The sequence below is a fragment of the Streptomyces sp. NPDC000880 genome, from assembly GCF_053599675.1.
On the sequence record NZ_JBSFMS010000006.1, the window covers coordinates 13913 to 30740 of the forward strand.

Genomic DNA, 16828 nt, shown 5'->3' on the forward strand with positions numbered 1-16828 from the left:
ACGCTGCACACGGCCTGACGTGCGCGGAATGCGCCTCTCGCCGTCGGCGGGAGTTCACGGTCACTGCAGCGCGGCGCTGACCAGCAGGGCGAACGACGCGAGTGTGAAGAGGGTGCGGATCAGGTGCAGGAGGTTCCAGCGGGCCTCGAAGGCCGCGCGGACCTCGGTGTCGGGGGCTGCCGGGGAGGCGTTCTGTGCCGCGGCGAGGGCGTTGTTCAGCGGGATGTTGCCGGCGATGGTGATCAGGTGGTTGATGACCGCGCACACCAGGCCCGCGACGATCAGCCATCGCTGGGTGTCCGTGCGCCCGTCGACGGGCACGGCGAGTGCCGCGGCGGGGAACGCGATGATCCCGAGGAAGAGGAGAAGGAAGACGGGTCGCGGTACGACCTCGTTGATACGGCGCATGGCCGCCAGGAACTGATCATCCGACAGCCGGGCGAGCGCGGGCATGATCGAGATCTGGAAGGTCAGCATGAAGCCCGCGTACAGCCCCGTGAAGATGATGGCGAGGGCGAGGAGAAGGGTGGCCATGGCGCACATCATGACGCGAGGGGACGGGCGACGCAGCGCCGCGCCGCCCGTCCCCCTCCCCTCAGTCCCGTACCCGCTGCGCCTGAGCGATCGACTCCGCCAGCTCACGCACCGCGCCGTCCTCCGTCGAGCTCGCCAGTTTCCTCGCCCGGCCCGCCAGTTCGCCCAGCCCCGGCGCCCCGGGCATCGAGCCGCCCCGCAGTGACTCCGCGAAGTACGCCGCGACCGCCGTGACTTGGAGCCGCTTCGACGTCTCGTCCCACAGCGCGCCGTCGACCGCGTCCGTCTCGACCGAGCCCGTCTGTTCGTGCGGCGCCCGCGTACTCGGGTCGAGCCAGCGGACGGTCGCCGTCGCGACGTGACCGCTCGCGCCTTCCCTGAGCCGTACGGCATACAGCGCCGTCACCGTATGGCCCGGGCCGACCTCGCCGCCGTCCACCGCGTCGTTACGGAAGTCCTCGTCCGCGACCGCGCGGTTCTCGTATCCGATCAGCCGGAACTGCTGGACGGTCTCCGGGTCGAAGGCCACCTGCGCCTTGGCCTCCCGTGCGCGCAGCTCGACATGCGTGGGCAGCTCGTCGCAGAAGACCTTCCTGGCCTGCTCGCTGGTGGAGACATATGTGGTGTGCCCGTCGCCCTTGTCGGCGAGCCGCTCCATCAGCGCATCGCCGTACTGACTGCCGACGCCCACGCCGAAGAGGGTGATGCCGTACGAGCGGCGGGCCTCGTCGATCCGGTCGAGGATCGCGTCGGCCCTGGTCTCGCCGGTGTTGGCGAGCGCGTCGGAGAGGAGGACGACGCGGTTGGTGGCCCCGCGGCGACGGCCCTCGACCGCCTCGTCGTAGCCCTGCCGCACGCCTGCCTCGACATTGGTGGAGTCCGTCGGCTCCAGGCTGTCGATCACCTCGTGGATACGGTCGCGGCTGTCGTCGACCCTGGTCATCGGGAGCCGCGTCCTGGCCTCGTCGCTGAAGGTGACCAGCGCGATCGAGTCGTCGTCACGCAGTTCGTCGGTGAGGATGCCCAGCGACTCCTTGACCAGGTCGAGCCGGCCCGGCTCCGCCATGGAGCCGGAGATGTCGATGACGAAGGTGAGGGCGGCCGACGGCCGTTCACCCTTGCGGTCGGAGGGGCGGGTGGAGAGGCCCACGCGCACCAACGACCAGTCCCCGCCGCCCGCTCCGTCATCGCCCTGGCCTCGGATCTCGCCCTCCGCGCTGCCGGGCCGCGCCCCGTCAACCGTCACCGAGAAGCCGTTGCCCTTCGGCCGCGGGTAGTCCTGCCGGAAGCTGTTGACGAACTCCTCGGGCCGGATCTGACCGGGCTGCGGCCGCCGCCCGTCGGCGAGGGTGCGGCGGGCATAGCCGTACGAGGCGGTGTCCACGTCGAGCGCGAAGGTCGACAAAAAGTCGGGAGCCCGCTCGGGCTCCCGGAACGCGTCGCCCTTCTCCGCCCCGTCAGCCCCGCCGTCCACTCCCGTGGCGGGCGCGCCTCCTCCCCCGTCCGGCGCTACCGGCGCGGGACCGGGCATCGCGCCGTCGTTCGCCCGCTCCTTGGCGCTGTCCTGGGAGGTCCGGTCGGCGTGGCTGCCACCGCCGCAGCCGGCGGTCAGCAGCATGCCGCCGGCCAGCACCACGGCCAGCACTCCCCTGTACGTCCGTGCGCTGAGCTTCATCTGGGCTCCCCTGGATCGTCAGCACTTGTGAATGTGACGTCCGAGGCGGCCCCGGGGAGCAGTCGAAGGAGTTGCGGATGAATCTCAATGCGGCAACGACAGACGGGAATCGGGTCTGGGTGTAGCCAGGCCTACCCCCCAGAGGCCTACGCCGTCGGCTACGACACGATGTCCTTGCGGGAGAAGTTCCGGAAGGCGAGCGCGAACAGCACCAGGGCGTATGTCACCGAGACGGCCGCGCCCTTCACCATGCCGCTCCACTCAAGCTGCGGCTGCAGTGCGTCGATCCATGCGAACTGCCAGTGCGCCGGCAGCGCCTCACGCCACGACCCGAGCGCCGTGACCGCGTCCAGCACATTCCCGATGATCGTCAGTCCGACCGCTCCGCCGACCGCGCCCAGCGGGGCGTCGGTCTTGGTGGAGAGCCAGAACGCAAGCCCTGCGGTGACCAGTTGGGAGAAGAAGATGAACGCCACGACCAGCGCCAGCCGCGACATCGTGTCGCCGGCGGCCAGGGAGCCGCCCGTGGGCAGCTTCAGCGGCCCCCAGCCGTATGCCGCGGTGCCCACCGCCAGGCCCACCAGCGGCAGAAGCACCATCGCCGCCGCGCTGAAGCCGAGCGCCACTGCCAGCTTGGACCACAGCAGTCGGGTGCGCGGAACGGGGGCTGCCAGCAGATAACGCAGCGAGGACCAGCTGGCCTCCGAGGCCACGGTGTCTCCGTGGAAGAGAGCCACCGGCACCACCAGCAGGAAGCCGGCCGAGACGAACAGACAGGTGGCGGCGAAGTTCGCGCCCGATGCGGTGGCCGTGTCGATCAGACTGATCCGGTCGTTCCTCCCACCGTCCCCCGTGCCGCCGATCGCGAAGGCGGCGACCAGAATGAGGGGCAGCGCGGCCAGCGCCCCGGCCATCACCAGCGTCCGCCTGCGCTTCAGCTGCCTTACCGCCTCGACACGCAGCGGCAGGGTGTGCCGTGCCCGGTAGCCCGGGGCCGAATCGACCAGCGTGCTCATGCGGATCCTCCGATCAGGTTGAGGAAGGCATCCTCCAGGCGGCGGTGCGGACCGACGCCCGTCAACGGCACGTCCAGCCGGACGAGTTCGGTGATCATGCCGGTGGCGGTGGCCCCGTCGAGCCGTACGAGCAGTCCTTCGTCCGTGCGGGTCGCCGAACCGATCCCCGGCAGCGCGGCGATCTTCTCGACCACCGGCTCCGGCACCTCCTCCGCGGTGGTGACGAGCAGCGTGTCACTCTCGCCGGTGATCTCGGCGACCGGTCCTGCCTGCACCAGCCGGCCGCGGTCCATGACCACCAGATGGGTGCAGGTCTGCTCGACCTCGGAAAGGAGGTGACTGGAGACGATGACAGTCCGGCCCCCGGCCGCGTACCGGATCATCACGTCCCGCATTTCGCGGATCTGGGGCGGGTCGAGTCCGTTCGTCGGCTCGTCGAGGATCAGCAGATCCGGCATGCCGAGCATGGCCTGGGCGATGGCGAGTCGCTGCCGCATGCCCTGGGAGTAGGTGCGTACGGCGCGGGCGATGGCGTCACCGAGACCCGCGATCTCCAGGGCCTCCTCGATGTGCGCGTCGCTCGCGGGCCGGCCGGTGGCCCGCCAGTACAGCTCCAGGTTGTCCCGGCCCGACAGATGCGGCAGGGAGCCGGCGCCCTCGACGAACGCGCCGACCCGGGAGAGCACGGGTGCGCCCGGCCGGATGGCGTGGCCGAATACGCGGATCTCGCCGTCGTCGGGCCGGATGAGCCCCATCAGCATGCGAAGGGTGGTGGTCTTGCCCGCGCCGTTGGGGCCGAGGAGGCCGAGCACCTGGCCCTTCTCGACGCGGAAGGACAGCTCGCGTACGGCGTAGCGGTCGGCGGACTTGGCGTACCGCTTGGTCAACCCGGTGATCTCCAGGGGCACTTCGGCGAGCTCAGGGTCGGGCGCCGGGGCGACCGCCCGGCGGCGGGCGGTAATCAGCAGACCCGCTGCCAGCAATGCGCCCGCGACCGGGAGCCCCCAGGTCCACCAGGGCAGTCCCGCGGACTGGGTCTTCACAGCGGGCGCGGTGGGCACGGCGAGCGCGCCCGCATCCAGGAGAGAGACGGTGTACGTGGCGGGGGCGGCCGGTGAGGCATAGCCGAGGTCGGTCGCCGAGAGGACAAGACGCAGCCGGTGTCCGGCGTCGACGTTGTGGTCCACGGCGGGCAGGGTCAGTGTGACGTCCTTGCCCTGCTTGGTGTTCTCGACGCGGACCGGCGCGACGAGCTGGGAAGGCAGCACCTGTTGGCGGCCATCGGGCCCGACGTCGTACACCTTCCCGAACAGGACGGCTTCGCCGCTGCTGGAAGCGACCTTGACCCGGACGGTCGGCGAGCCCGTGATCCGCAGCGGCTGGGCCAGCGGCGCGGAGTCGAAGCGTGCGAACTGGCCGGGGAAGTCGAGCGAGAGGCCGACACCGAGAGAGGAGAGCTGGCCGAGTCCGCCGCCGAGGCCCGGGACGGCGGAGACGGCCGGCGGGGTGGCGCCGGCCGGGTTGGCGAAGCGCTGCTCGGGGCCGGTGAGCGGGATCGGCTGTGCGCCGCTCGCGAGACCCGGGTAGCTGTCGCCGGTCGCACCGCGTAGCAGGGCCTGGCCGTCGGTGGAATCGACGCCTCCGGTCCGGCTGACGCGGAAGGCGGGTCCGGTGTCCGCGCCCTTGTCTTCCTTGAGATACCGGGCGAACCAGTCCCCGATGCGGCCCTCGACGCGGCCGGTCTCCCGGTCGCCGCCGTCGTGCCCGCCGGCGATCCAGTCGACCGAAACGGGTGCGCCATTGGCGCTGATCTGCTTGGCCATGGCGTCGGCCTGCGAGAGCGGGAAGAGGGAGTCGGCCTGGCCCTGCACGATGAGCGCGGGCACCTTGATGCGGTCGCCGACGGCGGAGGGACTGCGGCTTTCGAGGAGCGTACGGGCTGCGGCGTCGGGCTTTCCGGCGACGGCGACGCGCTCGTACATGGCGCACAGCGCGGGCTCGTAGCGCCCGCAGCCGACCGGGTTCGCGGGGCCCGCGGCCGCGTCGGCCTTGGCCGCCCCGTTGGCTGTGGCCGCGTCGCCGGCAGTCGCGGGACCGGCCGGGGCGTCTCCTGCCGGGGCGTCTCCGGCGGGCGCGTCGGCGGGGGCAGCCCCGTCCGTGGCACCCACGGAGCCGGTCGAGAAGAAGATTCCGGCCCAGAGCTTCTTGAAGACGCCGTTCGGGAAGAGGGCGTCGGCCAGGTTCCAGTAAGTGATCTGCGGGGCGATCGCGTCGACGCGCTTGTCGTATCCGGCGGCGAGCAACGAGATCGCACCGCCGTAGGAGGCACCGGTGATGCCGACACGCGGATCGCCTTCCGCGTCCAGTTGAACCTCGGGCCGTTTCGCCAGCCAGTCGATCAGCCGGGAGACGTCCTTGACCTCGAAGGCGGGATCGTTGAGCCCGATCTGCCCGGTGGACGTGCCGAAGCCGCGGGCGGACCAGGTCAGCACGGCGTATCCGTCGCGGGCCAGCTTCTCGGCCTGGGCGCGTACATCGTCCTTGCTGCCGCCGAAGCCGTGCCCGATGAGCACGGCGGGCCGGCGCTCCGTGCCGCCCGTCGTGAAGAAGGAGGTGTCGATCTTCGCCCCGGGCACCTCCTGCACCCGGTCCTCACGGTGTACGGCCGGTGCGCTGTCGTCGGCGACCGCGGTCCAGGTACCCGCGCCGGCGAGGACAGCGAAGGCGGCGACGCCTGCGAGCCATCGGCCGCGCGGCCGGGGAAGTCGGATCTGCATGCTTGAACCTTAATCGGCTTCCCTGTGACCTCTCGGCTGCCGCCAGGCGGAACTCATGAGCCTCCGCAAGTAGTACGGAGTACGGTCGCCCTACACCAGACGCGGTACACACCCCCTTAGGGAAGGCGCCGGGAAAAGGACCCGTATGGACATCCGGCGCGCGACGACCGTGGCCGAGCTCACCGCGGCCGAGCACCTCTACGACGGCCCGGCGCGCGCGGAGTGGGCCGAGCGCTTCCTGTCCGCCGCAGGGCATCTGATGCTGATCGCATACGTGGACGGGGCGCCTGCAGGAATGATCTCGGGCATCGAGATGCTCCACCCCGACAAGGGCTCGGAAATGTGCCTGTACGAGCTGTCGGTGGACGAGGCGTACCGCAGGCGCGGCATCGGACGGGCGCTGGTCGAGGCGTTGCTGGAGGTCGCGCGGGAGCGGGGCTGCTACGACATGTGGGTCGGCGTGGACACGGACAACGACCCGGCGCTCGCGACGTACCGCTCGGCGGGGGCTCAGGACGACGGCGTGTTCGCGATGCTCACCTGGGAGTTCCCGGACTCATAACCTCCACAACCCGGCATTCGTGGCGTTCCACGCCCCGGCCTGACGGGTGCTCAGAGTCCGGTGGCCCGTCATGTCTTGCCCGACGCCCTCTTGTGTCGCACGTCACGTCACGAAACCCTGGTCAGTGCATATGCAACTCCTGACACCATGCACGACCGTACTTGCCCGTCCTCCGGTCAACGAAAGGTCAGGTGCACGAGATGAGAAGCACTGCCCGCCGCTTTGGGGCGCTGATACCCGCAGTCGCCCTTGCGGCCGGTCTCCAGTTCGCCGCCTCCCCCACCGCGCAGAGCGCGTCCATCGGCGATCTCCGTCTCGCTCCCACTGCAACTGCCATACAGAACAGCTGGATTGTCGTCCTGAAGGACGGCTCGACGCGCGCCGCCGATCTGGGCGTCACGCCGAAGCACACCTACCGCAACGCCCTTGAGGGCTTCTCCACGACCATGTCCCGCGCGAGGGCGGCAGAGCTTGCCGCCGATCCGCGTGTGGCGTACGTCGAGCAGAACGCCACGGTCCGCATCAACGAAACCCAGCCCAACGCGACTTGGGGCCTCGACCGCGTCGATCAGCGGGATCTGCCGCTGTCGAAGTCGTACACATACAACACATCCGCGTCGAATGTGAACGCCTACATCATCGACACCGGGATCCGCACGTCCCACAGCGAGTTCGGCGGCCGCGCGAGCGTCGGCACGGACACGGTGGGCGGCGGCCAGAACGGCCAGGACTGTCAGGGCCACGGCACGCATGTCGCGGGCACGGTCGGCGGCAAGACGTACGGCGTCGCCAAGGGCGTCAATCTCATCGCCGTACGAGTCCTGGACTGCAACGGCTCCGGCACGACGGCGGGGGTCATCGCCGGCGTCGACTGGGTGACGGCCAACGCGAAGAAGCCGGCCGTGGCGAACATGAGCCTGGGCGGCAGCGCGAACACGTCGCTGGACAACGCGGTGAAGAAGTCCATCGCCTCGGGCGTCAGCTACTCGATCGCCGCGGGCAACGGCAACATCATCGGCCTTCCGGCGAACGCCTGTAACTACTCGCCGGCCCGCGTCCCAGAGGCGATCACGGTCGGCGCGACGGACAGCGCCGACCGGCGGGCGTCGTTCTCGAACTACGGGACGTGCCTCGACTTGTTCGCGCCCGGCGTGAACATCACCTCGGCATGGAAGGACAACGACACGGCGACGAACACGATCTCGGGCACGTCGATGGCCACCCCGCACACGGTGGGCGTCGCGGCGCTCTATCTGTCGACGCACCCCACCGCCACCCCGGCGCAGGTCCGGGACGCAGTGGTGAACAACGCGACGAACGGCAAGGTCCAGGACCCGCGGACCGGGTCACCGAACAAGCTGTTGCACTCGCTCTTCTAGATCCGCTCTTCCGGTAGACCCGCTCTTCCGGCCGAGCAACTGTCCGAGGAGCGCCTTCCCCGCCGGGTACGGGCGCTCCTCGGGCACCACTCTGCTGCCGGCTTCACCTACTGCGACTCCGAATGCTCATGACCCATGCAAGCGCGCGCGGCTTTGCAGCAGCCGCCCACCCGGTCGTGTGCCGGTCGCGTGAGGGTGATGTGTCGTACGAGTTGATGGAAACAAACCATGGCCGCGACGGCGGGGAGACCGGCGACGGCCACTCCGCTGATGGTCCTGGGGGCCTCGGCCATGCACGTAATAACGGCGACAGCGCAGAAGAGTACGGCGAAGGCCCAGGAGTGCGGAGCGCTGCGGCGGTGCAGCGCGGCGCGCAGGATCGAAAGGGATGCGACCATCCAGGGTCCGTACACCAGCATCGGCCACCAGGGCGCCAGTCCGTGGGCGGCAGCACCAGGGGCGGCACCAGGGGCAGCGACGTGTCGCAGGATGTCGTGGGTGAACAGGCCCCCGAGGACGCTAACCACGGCAATGATGACCACGCTCACCGCTGCGATTGCGTAGCTGAGGGACTGGTTGCGAGTAAGCGTCCACGCTCTCGCCTTCATCCTGTGCATCGGGCGCCGGCGGTGGCAGGACGGGCCGACCGTCGGTGGCCGGGGATCCATGACAGGCTTCGGCAGGTCCAGGGGTTCGGGAGCTTCCTGCAGCAGCTGTGTCAGTTCGACGTCCGGTTCCCAGCGCCCCTGCAGAACATCGAGGTCCGGAGCGGAGATTGGTTCCTGCCCGAACGCGGAAGGGTAGCCGTCCCACTGGCCGGGGAGGGTGGCGTACGCCTCGCCGTATTGCTCAGCAGCAGTTCCGTACGCCCCGAAGTGGTCATATCTGTCATGCATGTGGTTCCTGCCGTGGACGATGTCGGTAGTAGAGGCTGTGGCCGCTCCCGCAGCGGACCGCAGCTGTAGCGTGCGAGCGCACGCTCGGCGGTCACGTGGTGCAGCGACGGGCGTAATCGGCCTCGATCTGTTCCATGGCCGCCATGAAGTCCGCCAGTTCCGGGTTCCACGGCCTGACCAGGGCGGCGGCACCTTGCGCGCTGGTGTTCATGCGCCGCAGCGGCGATACATCGGAATGCCGGTTGAGCAATTCGGGCTGTGCGATAGGCGTTTTCACAGACCTCTCAACGACAACCGTCCCCTTCCAGCTGTCGGCCACCTGGATGACAGATAAGTAGGAATTAGGGGAAATCAGCTCTCCCGATCGGCGAGGCCCTGCCCCCGGCGCGCCGGACATGAACTGCGTTCACTTGTCAGTGAGTTGGGTGAGCAGCCCAGAAACAGGCGCGGCCCGTACGGATGAAGGTTCCGTACGGGCCGGGTGCCTGGTGTCGGTCAGTGGTTGCGCGGGAAGCCCAGGTCCACGCCCGCCGGGGCCTCCGAGGGGTCCGGCCAGCGGGTGGTGACGACCTTGCCGCGGGTGTAGAAGTGCACGCCGTCGTTGCCATAGATGTGGTGGTCGCCGAAGAGCGAGTCCTTCCAGCCGCCGAAGGAGTGGTAGCCCACCGGGACCGGGATCGGGACGTTCACGCCGACCATGCCGGCCTCGATCTCCAGCTGGAAGCGGCGGGCCGCGCCGCCGTCGCGGGTGAAGATGGCCGTGCCGTTGCCAAACGGGGATGCGTTGATCAGAGCCACGCCGTCCTCGTACGTCTCCGCGCGCAGCACGCACAGCACCGGGCCGAAGATCTCGTCGCGGTAGGCGTCCGAGTCGGTCGAGACGCGGTCCAGGAGCGACAGGCCGATCCAGTGGCCGTCCTCGAAGCCGTCGACCGTGTAGCCGGTGCCGTCCAGGACGACCTCCGCGCCCTGGGCCGCCGCGCCCGTGACGTAGGAGGCGACCTTGTCGCGGTGGGCCTTGGTGATCAGCGGGCCCATCTCGGACTCCGGGTCGTTGCCGGGGCCGATCTTGATCTTCTCGGCGCGCTCGCGGATCTTCTGGACCAGCTCGTCGGCGATAGAACTGACCGCGACGACCGCGGAGATCGCCATGCAGCGCTCACCCGCGGAACCGTACGCCGCGGAGACCGCCGCGTCCGCGGCCGCGTCCAGGTCCGCGTCCGGGAGGACCAGCATGTGGTTCTTCGCGCCGCCGAGCGCCTGGACGCGCTTGTGGTTGGCGGAGGCGGTGGTGTGGATGTAGCGGGCGATCGGGGTGGAGCCGACGAAGGAGACCGCGGCGACGTCCGGGTGGGCGAGCAGCGCGTCGACCGCGACCTTGTCGCCGTGGACGACATTGAGCACGCCGTCGGGCAGGCCCGCCTCGGCGGCCAGCTCCGCGAGCAGGTTGGATGCCGACGGGTCCTTCTCGCTCGGCTTCAGTACGAACGTGTTTCCGCAGGCGATGGCCAGCGGGAACATCCACATCGGGACCATCGCCGGGAAGTTGAACGGCGTGATGCCCGCGACGACGCCGAGCGGCTGGCGGATCGCGGACACGTCGACCCGGTTGGAGACCTGGGTGGACAGTTCACCCTTGAGCTGGGTGGTGATGCCGCAGGCCAGCTCCACGATCTCGAGGCCGCGGGCGACCTCGCCGAGCGCGTCGGAGTGGACCTTGCCGTGCTCGGCGGTGATCAGCGCGGCGATATCGTCGCGGTGCGCGTCGAGGAGCGCGCGATAGCGGAAGAGGATGCCGGTGCGCTGCGCGAGCGAGGACGTGCCCCAGGTGGCGTATGCCTCCTTCGCCGTCGTGACGGCCGCGTCGACCTCCTCGGCCGAGGCCAGCGCGACCTGGGTGGTGACGGCGCCGGTCGCCGGGTCGGTGACCGGGCCCCAGTTGCCGGACGCGCCCTCGACGGTCTTGCCACCGATCCAGTGGTTGACGGTCTTCATTTCGTGCTCCTTCACAGATGGGGGCGTCACAGATGGCGGCGTCGGGCTGCGACCTGCCGGTCGTACTCCTCCCGGGCCTTGACCGCCGACGGCCGGGTCGCGGTCTCGGCCACCGGAACATCCCACCACGCCTGCGCGGGAGGCGCGCCCGACACAGTGTCTGCCGTTTCGGTCTCGACGTAGACACCTGTGGGAACGTCTGCCGCCCGCGCCTCGGCGAGCGCTTCGCGCAGGTCACGCACCGTCCTGGCGCGGATCACGCGCATCCCCAGCGAGGCGGCGTTGGCGGCCAGGTCGACGGGGAGCGGGGCGCCGGTGTACGTACCGTCGCCGACCCGGTGGCGGTAGGCGGTGCCGAAGCGCTCCGCGCCCACCGACTCGGAAAGGCCTCCGATGGAGGCGTACCCATGGTTCTGCAGGATGACCACTTTGATCGGGATGTTCTCCTGGACGGCTGTGACGATTTCGGTGGGGTTCATCAAATACGTACCGTCGCCGACGAGCGCCCAGACAGGCCGTCCGGGCGCGGCCATCCCGACGCCGATGGCCGCGGGGATCTCGTATCCCATGCAGGAGTAGCCGTACTCGACGTGGTACTGGTCGGCGGAACGGGCCCGCCACAGCTTGTGCAGGTCGCCCGGGAGCGAGCCCGCGGCGTTGATCACGATGTCGTCGCCGGTGACCAGAGCGTCGAGGGCGCCGAGCACCTGGGGCTGGGTGGGGCGGGTGTCAGGGTCCTCGGCCTCGTACGCGGCGTCGACGCGGTGCTCCCAGCGCTCCTTGTCGTCGGCGTACTCCGTCTCGTACGCGGGTTCCACGCGGAAGCGCGTGCCCAGCGCGCCGGCCAGCTCGTCAAGGGCGGTGCGGGCGTCCGCGACGAGTGAGAGTCCGGACATCTTGTGGGCGTCGAAGGTGGTGATGTTGATGTTCAGGAACCGGACGGCCGGGTTCTGGAAGAGGGTCGCGGAGGCGGTGGTGAAGTCGGACCAGCGAGTGCCGACGCCGATCACCAGATCTGCGGTACGGGCCAGTTCGTCGGCCGTGGCGGTGCCGGTGTGACCGATGCCGCCGACGTCGCAGGGGTGGTCGTGGGGCAGCGAGCCCTTACCTGCCTGGGTGGAGGCGACCGGGATGCCGGTCGCCCCGGCGAAGGACCGCAGGGCTTCCTCGGCCTCGCTGTGGTGGACGCCGCCGCCCACCACGATCAGAGGGCGGCGGGCCGCGGTCAGCGCGCGGCGCGCCGCGTCGAGGGCGTCCAGGTCGGGCCGGGGCCGGCGCACCTGCCAGACGCGCTCGGCGAAGAACTCCTCCGGCCAGTCGTACGCCTCGGCCTGCACGTCCTGCGGCAGCGCGAGCGTGACCGCGCCGGTGGCGGCGGGGTCGGCGAGCACGCGCATGGCCTGAAGGGCGGCCGGGATCAGCGCCTCGGGGCGGGTGACGCGGTCGAAGTAGCGAGAGACCGGGCGCAGCGCGTCGTTGACCGACACATCGCCTGCGTACGGGACTTCGAGCTGCTGGAGGACCGGGTCGGCGGGGCGGGTCGCGAACACGTCGCCGGGCAGCAGCAGGACCGGCAGCCGGTTGATGGTGGCGAGCGCGGCGCCGGTGACGAGATTGGTCGCGCCGGGGCCGATGGAGGTGGTGACGGCGTGGGCGGAGAGGCGGCGGGACTGGCGGGCGTAGCCGACGGCGGCGTGCACCATGGCCTGTTCGTTGCGGCCCTGGAAGTACGGCATGCCGGTGGCGGACGTGCCTGACATGCCTGAGATACCTGATGCCCCGGCCGCGCCGGACTCGAGGAGCGCCTGGCCGAGTCCGGCTACATTGCCGTGGCCGAAGATGCCCCAGGTGGCGTTGATCAGGCGGTGGCGGCTGCCGTCACGCTCGGTGAACTGGCGGGCGAGGAAGGCGACGAGGGCTTGGGCGACGGTGAGTCGGCGCGTAGTGCTCATCGGGGGCCTTCCTGGGCGTCGGCTTCGTACAGGGGCAGGCGGGGGTCGACGGGCTGGGTCGGCCAGGTGTCGCGGATCCAGCCGTGGTCCGGGTGGTCGCAGATCAGCCACTCGCGCTCGTCGCCCGGGCCGGCCATGACGTTCAGGTAGTACATATTGCGGCCGGGCGCGGCGATGGACGGGCCGTGCCAGCCGTCGGGGATCAGGACGGCGTCGCCGGTGCGGACTTCGGCGAGGACGTCGCTGCCGCCGGGCCGGGACGGGGAGACCCGGTGGTAGCCCATGCCGCCGCGGTCGATCTCGAAATAGTAGATCTCCTCGAGCTCGGACTCGATGCCTGGGCGGTGCTCGTCGTGCTTGTGCGGCGGGTACGAGGACCAGTTGCCACCAGGGGTGAGCACCTCGACCGCGATCAGCTTGTCGCAGTCGAAGGTGTCCGCGGCCGCGAAATTGTTGACCTGGCGCGAGCAGTTGCCCGAGCCACGCAGCTCGACCGGTACCTCCGGCGCGGGGCCGTAGCGAGCGGGGAGTCGTCGCTCGCACTTCGCTCCTGCCAGGGCGAAGCGGCCTCCCGCACCGGAGGCGATCTGTGCATGGGCATCGCGCGGTACGTAGGCGAAGTCCGTCACTCCGCCGAACACGCTTTCTCTGCCCTGCAGTTCAAAGATCTCGCCTTGCGTCTGCACCGTGCAACCGCCGGTGAGCGGCAGCACGATCCACTCGCTTTCCCCGGCGGCCAGGGAGTGTGAGCCGCCGGGCTCCAGCTCCAGTACACGGAGGCTGGAGTACCCCCAGCCGGCCTGCTCGGGTTCGATCCGGAGGGCGTAGGGACCACTCGCCGCGCTCCCCGCCGGCACGTACTGCTTCTGGTCGTCGGTCTCGCTCATGACTTCTCCGTACCCCCTACAGCAGTCCTACGGCCGCATCGACCGCCCCGGCAACGTCTCCGTCGACCGGATACAGCAGCGAGCGTCCCACCACCAGCCCCTGCACGGTGGGCAGTTGCAGCGCACCACGCCATTTCTCGTACGCGCCGTGCTGGTCGTCGCCGATCTCGCCTCCGAGGAGGACCGCGGGCAGGGTCGAGGTCTCCATCACGGCCGCCATGTCGTCGGGGTCGTCGGTGACGGGGACCTTCAGCCAGGAGTACGCGGAGGTGCCGGCAAGCCCGGACGCGATGGCGATCGACCGGGTGACTGCTTCGGCGCTGAGATCGTTGCGGAGCAGGCCGTCGATCCGGTGACAGATGAACGGCTCTATGAAGACGGGAAGCTGACGCGCGGCCATCTCGTCGACGGCGCGGGCGGTGGCGTGCAGCGTGTCGAGGGAGGCGGGGTCCTGGTAGTCGATACGGAGCAGCAGCTTGCCCGCGTCGAAGCCGAGCCGGTCCAGGTCCTGGGCACGGTGTCCGGTGAACCGGTCGTCGAGCTCGAACGCGGCGCCCGCGAGCCCCCCGCGGTTCATCGAACCCATGACGACCTTGTCGTCGAGGGCGCCGAGGAGGAGCAGGTCGTCGAGGATGTCGGCGGTGGCGAGCACGCCGTCGACGCCGGGGCGGGAGAGGGCCAGGCAGAGCCGTTCGAGCAGATCGAGTCGGTTTGCCATGGCGAGGCGGCGGTCCCCGACTGCGAGGGCGCCGCGGGCGGGGTGGTCGGCGGCGATGATCATCAGGCGCCCGCTGTCGCCGATGAGCCCAGGTCGCCTGCGGCGCCGGGTGGCGGCCTCGGCGACGGCCTCGGGATGGCGGGTGCGGATCCCGACGAGCTCGGCGATGTCGACGCGGCTCACGAAGCGGCTCCGGGCGGGTGTGTGTCGCCGGGCCGGTAGGGCGCGGCGGATGTCTGGGCCGGGGACGGCGGGGGCGGTGCGCTGGACGGCGGGGGCGGCGGGGTCGGGGATTGCGCGGGCGGGGTCGGTGCGCTGGGCGGCGGGGTCGGGGACGGCGGGACCGGGCCGCCGGTCAGGACCTGGTCGACCTCGGCGGCGTACGGCATCGCGGTGGAGCAGGCGAGGCGGGCGGCGACGATGGCCCCGGCGGCGTTGGCGTACCGCATGATGCGCTCCAACTCCCAGCCGGAGAGCAGCCCGTGGCACAGCGCCCCGCCGAACGCGTCCCCGGCACCAAGCCCGTTGACCACCTCGACGGGGACGGGCGGCACCTCGGCCTGCGTCCCGTCCCGGTGTACGGCGAGGACACCTTTGGGGCCCTGCTTGACGACGGCGAGCTCGATCCCGGCGGCAAGGAGCGCGCGGGCCGCGGCGTACGGCTCGCGCTCGCCGGTGGCGATTTCACACTCCTCCAGGTTGCCGACGGCGACGGTGGCGTGCGCCAGCGCCTCGGCGTAGTACCGTCGCGCCTCGGCCGGGTCCCCCCAGAACATCGGCCGCCAGTCGAGGTCGACGACGGTGATGCCGGACCGGTCCCGGTGGGCGAGTGCGGCCAGCGTCGCCGTACGGCTCGGCTCCGTGCACAGGCCGGTGCCGGTCATCCAGAAGACGCGCGCCGCGCGGATCTCCGCGAGGTCCAGCTCGTGCTCGTGAATTTCGAGGTCGGGAGCTTTCGGCTGCCGGTAGAAGTAGAGCGGGAAGTCGTCCGGCGGGAAGATCTCGCAGAAGGTGACCGGGGTCGGATAGGCGGCGACCGCGGTCACCCAGCGGTCGTCGACCCCGAACTCCCCCAGCGCCTGGTGGAGATAGTCCCCGAAGGCGTCCTGGCCGGTGCGGGTGATCACCGCCGTCCGCCGGCCGAGCCGGGCTGCCCCGACCGCGACATTCGTGGCCGAGCCGCCGAGGAACTTTCCGAACGTGTCGACCTGCGCCAACGGGACCCCGATCCGCAGCGGATACAGGTCCACCCCGATCCGGCCCATCGTGATCACGTCGTACGGCTGAGGCATGCGCGTCCCTTCGGTTCGACGCCGGCTGCCCCCAGGTCTAGTGCTCCCTCCTGAACCCTGTCAACATTTTGTCCTTACATTCGGACGAAGGCTTGACACCCTTCCGCGGCGGCCGGAAAGCTCGTCCGCATGACCTCATCCGTCCCCTCCCTGAAACGCATCCGGGTCGGCTCAGCCCCCGACTCCTGGGGGGTGTGGTTCCCCGACGACCCTCAGCAGGTTCCCTGGCAGCGCTTCCTCGACGAGGTCGCGAGTGCCGGTTACGAATGGATCGAGCTCGGTCCGTACGGCTATCTCCCGAGCGAACCCGCCCTCCTCACCGAGGAGACCGCCCGGCGCGGCCTGAAGGTCTCGGCGGGAACGGTCTTCACCGGGCTGCACCACGGGCCGGCCGTCTGGGACAGGACCTGGGCACACGTCTCCGACATCGCGGCGCTGACCCGGGCCATGGGCGCGGAGCATCTGGTCGTCATCCCCTCCTTCTGGCGCGACGACAAAACGGGCCAGGTACTGGAGGACCGCACCCTGACCCCCGCGCAGTGGCGCGATCTCACCACCCAGACCGAACGGCTGGGCCATGAGGTGCGCGAGCGGTACGGACTGAAGATCGTCGTCCATCCGCACGCGGACACCCATATCGACAGCGAGGAGAACGTCAGCCGGTTCCTCGACGGCACCGATCCCGAACTGGTCTCCCTGTGCCTGGACACCGGGCACTACGCCTACTGCGGCGGCGACAGCGTCAAGCTGATCGAGACCTACGGGGAGCGGATCGGCTACCTCCATCTCAAGCAGGTGGACCCGGAGATCCTCGCCGAAGTCGTCGCGGACGAGGTGCCCTTCGGTCCTGCGGTCGGCCGGGGCGTGATGTGCGAACCTCCCGCCGGGGTACCCGCGCTGGAGCCGGTACTGGCCGCGGCCCAGGCGCTGGACGTCGAACTCTTCGCCATCGTCGAGCAGGACATGTACCCCTGCCCGCCGGACAAACCCTTCCCGATCGCCCGGCGGACCCGCGGTTTCCTGCGCTCTTGTGGCGCCTGACGCGAACACGCCACCAGCGTTGTTGCCTCCTCGTCACGCATGTCTCCGTTCTGCGAGCCTTCCGTCACAGTCGATCAACAGCCCTCCCCTCAATCCCCTCGCAG

General features: G+C 70.2%; 14 protein-coding genes. 3 read left to right on the forward strand and 11 right to left on the reverse strand.

Features of this window, described 5'->3' with window-relative positions; all coding sequences use genetic code 11:
• Positions 1–60: 60 nt before the first annotated feature.
• The 4 genes from ACWDO5_RS03385 to ACWDO5_RS03400 all read right to left on the reverse strand — a co-directional run bounded on the left by ACWDO5_RS03385 (position 61) and on the right by ACWDO5_RS03400 (position 6002).
• On the reverse strand, positions 61–534 hold the full coding sequence (locus ACWDO5_RS03385; RefSeq protein ID WP_450527976.1) for an anthrone oxygenase family protein: 474 nt from the start codon (positions 532–534) through the stop codon (positions 61–63).
• A 61-nt stretch (positions 535–595) separates the two neighbouring features.
• Entirely contained in the window at positions 596–2209 is a 1614-nt protein-coding gene (locus ACWDO5_RS03390) for a YfbK domain-containing protein (protein WP_450527977.1), read from the reverse strand.
• Positions 2210–2367: 158 nt separating this feature from the next.
• Entirely contained in the window at positions 2368–3225 is an 858-nt protein-coding gene (locus ACWDO5_RS03395) for an ABC transporter permease (protein WP_450527979.1), read from the reverse strand.
• Entirely contained in the window at positions 3222–6002 is a 2781-nt protein-coding gene (locus ACWDO5_RS03400; protein WP_450527980.1) for an alpha/beta fold hydrolase, read from the reverse strand. The genes ACWDO5_RS03395 and ACWDO5_RS03400 overlap by 4 nt, the downstream gene beginning before the upstream one ends.
• A 145-nt stretch (positions 6003–6147) precedes the next feature.
• On the opposite strand from ACWDO5_RS03400, the gene ACWDO5_RS03405 reads away from it, so the two are divergent.
• Both ACWDO5_RS03405 and ACWDO5_RS03410 read left to right on the forward strand, forming a co-directional pair.
• Entirely contained in the window at positions 6148–6564 is a 417-nt protein-coding gene (locus ACWDO5_RS03405; RefSeq protein ID WP_450527982.1) for an N-acetyltransferase family protein, read from the forward strand.
• A gap of 191 nt (positions 6565–6755) precedes the next feature.
• On the forward strand, positions 6756–7943 hold the full coding sequence (locus tag ACWDO5_RS03410) for a S8 family peptidase (protein ID WP_450527983.1): 1188 nt from the start codon (positions 6756–6758) through the stop codon (positions 7941–7943).
• Between the two features lie 107 nt (positions 7944–8050).
• Here the strand turns inward: ACWDO5_RS03410 and ACWDO5_RS03415 are convergent, their stop codons facing one another.
• The 7 genes from ACWDO5_RS03415 to iolC all read right to left on the reverse strand — a co-directional run bounded on the left by ACWDO5_RS03415 (position 8051) and on the right by iolC (position 15683).
• Positions 8051–8839 (reverse strand): DUF2637 domain-containing protein, encoded by a 789-nt coding sequence (locus ACWDO5_RS03415; protein ID WP_450527984.1) that lies wholly within the window; start codon positions 8837–8839, stop codon positions 8051–8053.
• A gap of 91 nt (positions 8840–8930) precedes the next feature.
• Positions 8931–9158, reverse strand: a complete 228-nt coding sequence (locus ACWDO5_RS03420) for a hypothetical protein (RefSeq protein WP_450527986.1) — start codon at positions 9156–9158, stop codon at positions 8931–8933.
• Positions 9159–9334: 176 nt separating this feature from the next.
• Positions 9335–10834 (reverse strand): CoA-acylating methylmalonate-semialdehyde dehydrogenase, encoded by a 1500-nt coding sequence (gene mmsA / locus ACWDO5_RS03425; protein ID WP_450527988.1) that lies wholly within the window; start codon positions 10832–10834, stop codon positions 9335–9337.
• Positions 10835–10860: 26 nt separating this feature from the next.
• Entirely contained in the window at positions 10861–12786 is a 1926-nt protein-coding gene (iolD, locus tag ACWDO5_RS03430; RefSeq protein ID WP_450527990.1) for a 3D-(3,5/4)-trihydroxycyclohexane-1,2-dione acylhydrolase (decyclizing), read from the reverse strand.
• Positions 12783–13673 carry a 5-deoxy-glucuronate isomerase gene (gene iolB, locus ACWDO5_RS03435; RefSeq protein ID WP_450527991.1) on the reverse strand — a complete coding sequence of 297 codons (891 nt, stop codon included), beginning with the start codon at positions 13671–13673 and terminating at the stop codon, positions 12783–12785. The genes iolD and iolB overlap by 4 nt, the downstream gene beginning before the upstream one ends.
• A gap of 16 nt (positions 13674–13689) precedes the next feature.
• On the reverse strand, positions 13690–14574 hold the full coding sequence (locus tag ACWDO5_RS03440; protein ID WP_450527993.1) for a Cgl0159 family (beta/alpha)8-fold protein: 885 nt from the start codon (positions 14572–14574) through the stop codon (positions 13690–13692).
• Entirely contained in the window at positions 14571–15683 is a 1113-nt protein-coding gene (iolC, locus tag ACWDO5_RS03445; protein WP_450527994.1) for a 5-dehydro-2-deoxygluconokinase, read from the reverse strand. Before iolC ends, ACWDO5_RS03440 begins: the two co-directional genes overlap by 4 nt.
• 129 nt (positions 15684–15812) lie before the next feature.
• Here iolC and ACWDO5_RS03450 point away from each other — a divergent pair, with 129 nt between their 5' ends.
• On the forward strand, positions 15813–16724 hold the full coding sequence (locus ACWDO5_RS03450) for a sugar phosphate isomerase/epimerase family protein (protein WP_450527996.1): 912 nt from the start codon (positions 15813–15815) through the stop codon (positions 16722–16724).
• Positions 16725–16828 lie beyond the last annotated feature (104 nt).

Excerpts from the sequence above, each read along its gene's own strand:
- ACWDO5_RS03385 (WP_450527976.1), bottom strand. The coding sequence starts at position 534 with ATGGCCACCCTTCTCCTCGCCCTCGCCATCATCTTCACGGGGCTGTAC.
- ACWDO5_RS03390 (WP_450527977.1), bottom strand. The coding sequence starts at position 2,209 with ATGAAGCTCAGCGCACGGACGTACAGGGGAGTGCTGGCCGTGGTGCTG.
- ACWDO5_RS03395 (WP_450527979.1), bottom strand. The coding sequence starts at position 3,225 with ATGAGCACGCTGGTCGATTCGGCCCCGGGCTACCGGGCACGGCACACC.
- ACWDO5_RS03400 (WP_450527980.1), bottom strand. The coding sequence starts at position 6,002 with ATGCAGATCCGACTTCCCCGGCCGCGCGGCCGATGGCTCGCAGGCGTC.
- ACWDO5_RS03405 (WP_450527982.1), top strand. The coding sequence starts at position 6,148 with ATGGACATCCGGCGCGCGACGACCGTGGCCGAGCTCACCGCGGCCGAG.
- ACWDO5_RS03415 (WP_450527984.1), bottom strand. The coding sequence starts at position 8,839 with ATGCATGACAGATATGACCACTTCGGGGCGTACGGAACTGCTGCTGAG.
- mmsA (WP_450527988.1), bottom strand. The coding sequence starts at position 10,834 with ATGAAGACCGTCAACCACTGGATCGGTGGCAAGACCGTCGAGGGCGCG.
- iolD (WP_450527990.1), bottom strand. The coding sequence starts at position 12,786 with ATGAGCACTACGCGCCGACTCACCGTCGCCCAAGCCCTCGTCGCCTTC.
- iolB (WP_450527991.1), bottom strand. The coding sequence starts at position 13,673 with ATGAGCGAGACCGACGACCAGAAGCAGTACGTGCCGGCGGGGAGCGCG.
- iolC (WP_450527994.1), bottom strand. The coding sequence starts at position 15,683 with ATGCCTCAGCCGTACGACGTGATCACGATGGGCCGGATCGGGGTGGAC.
- ACWDO5_RS03450 (WP_450527996.1), top strand. The coding sequence starts at position 15,813 with ATGACCTCATCCGTCCCCTCCCTGAAACGCATCCGGGTCGGCTCAGCC.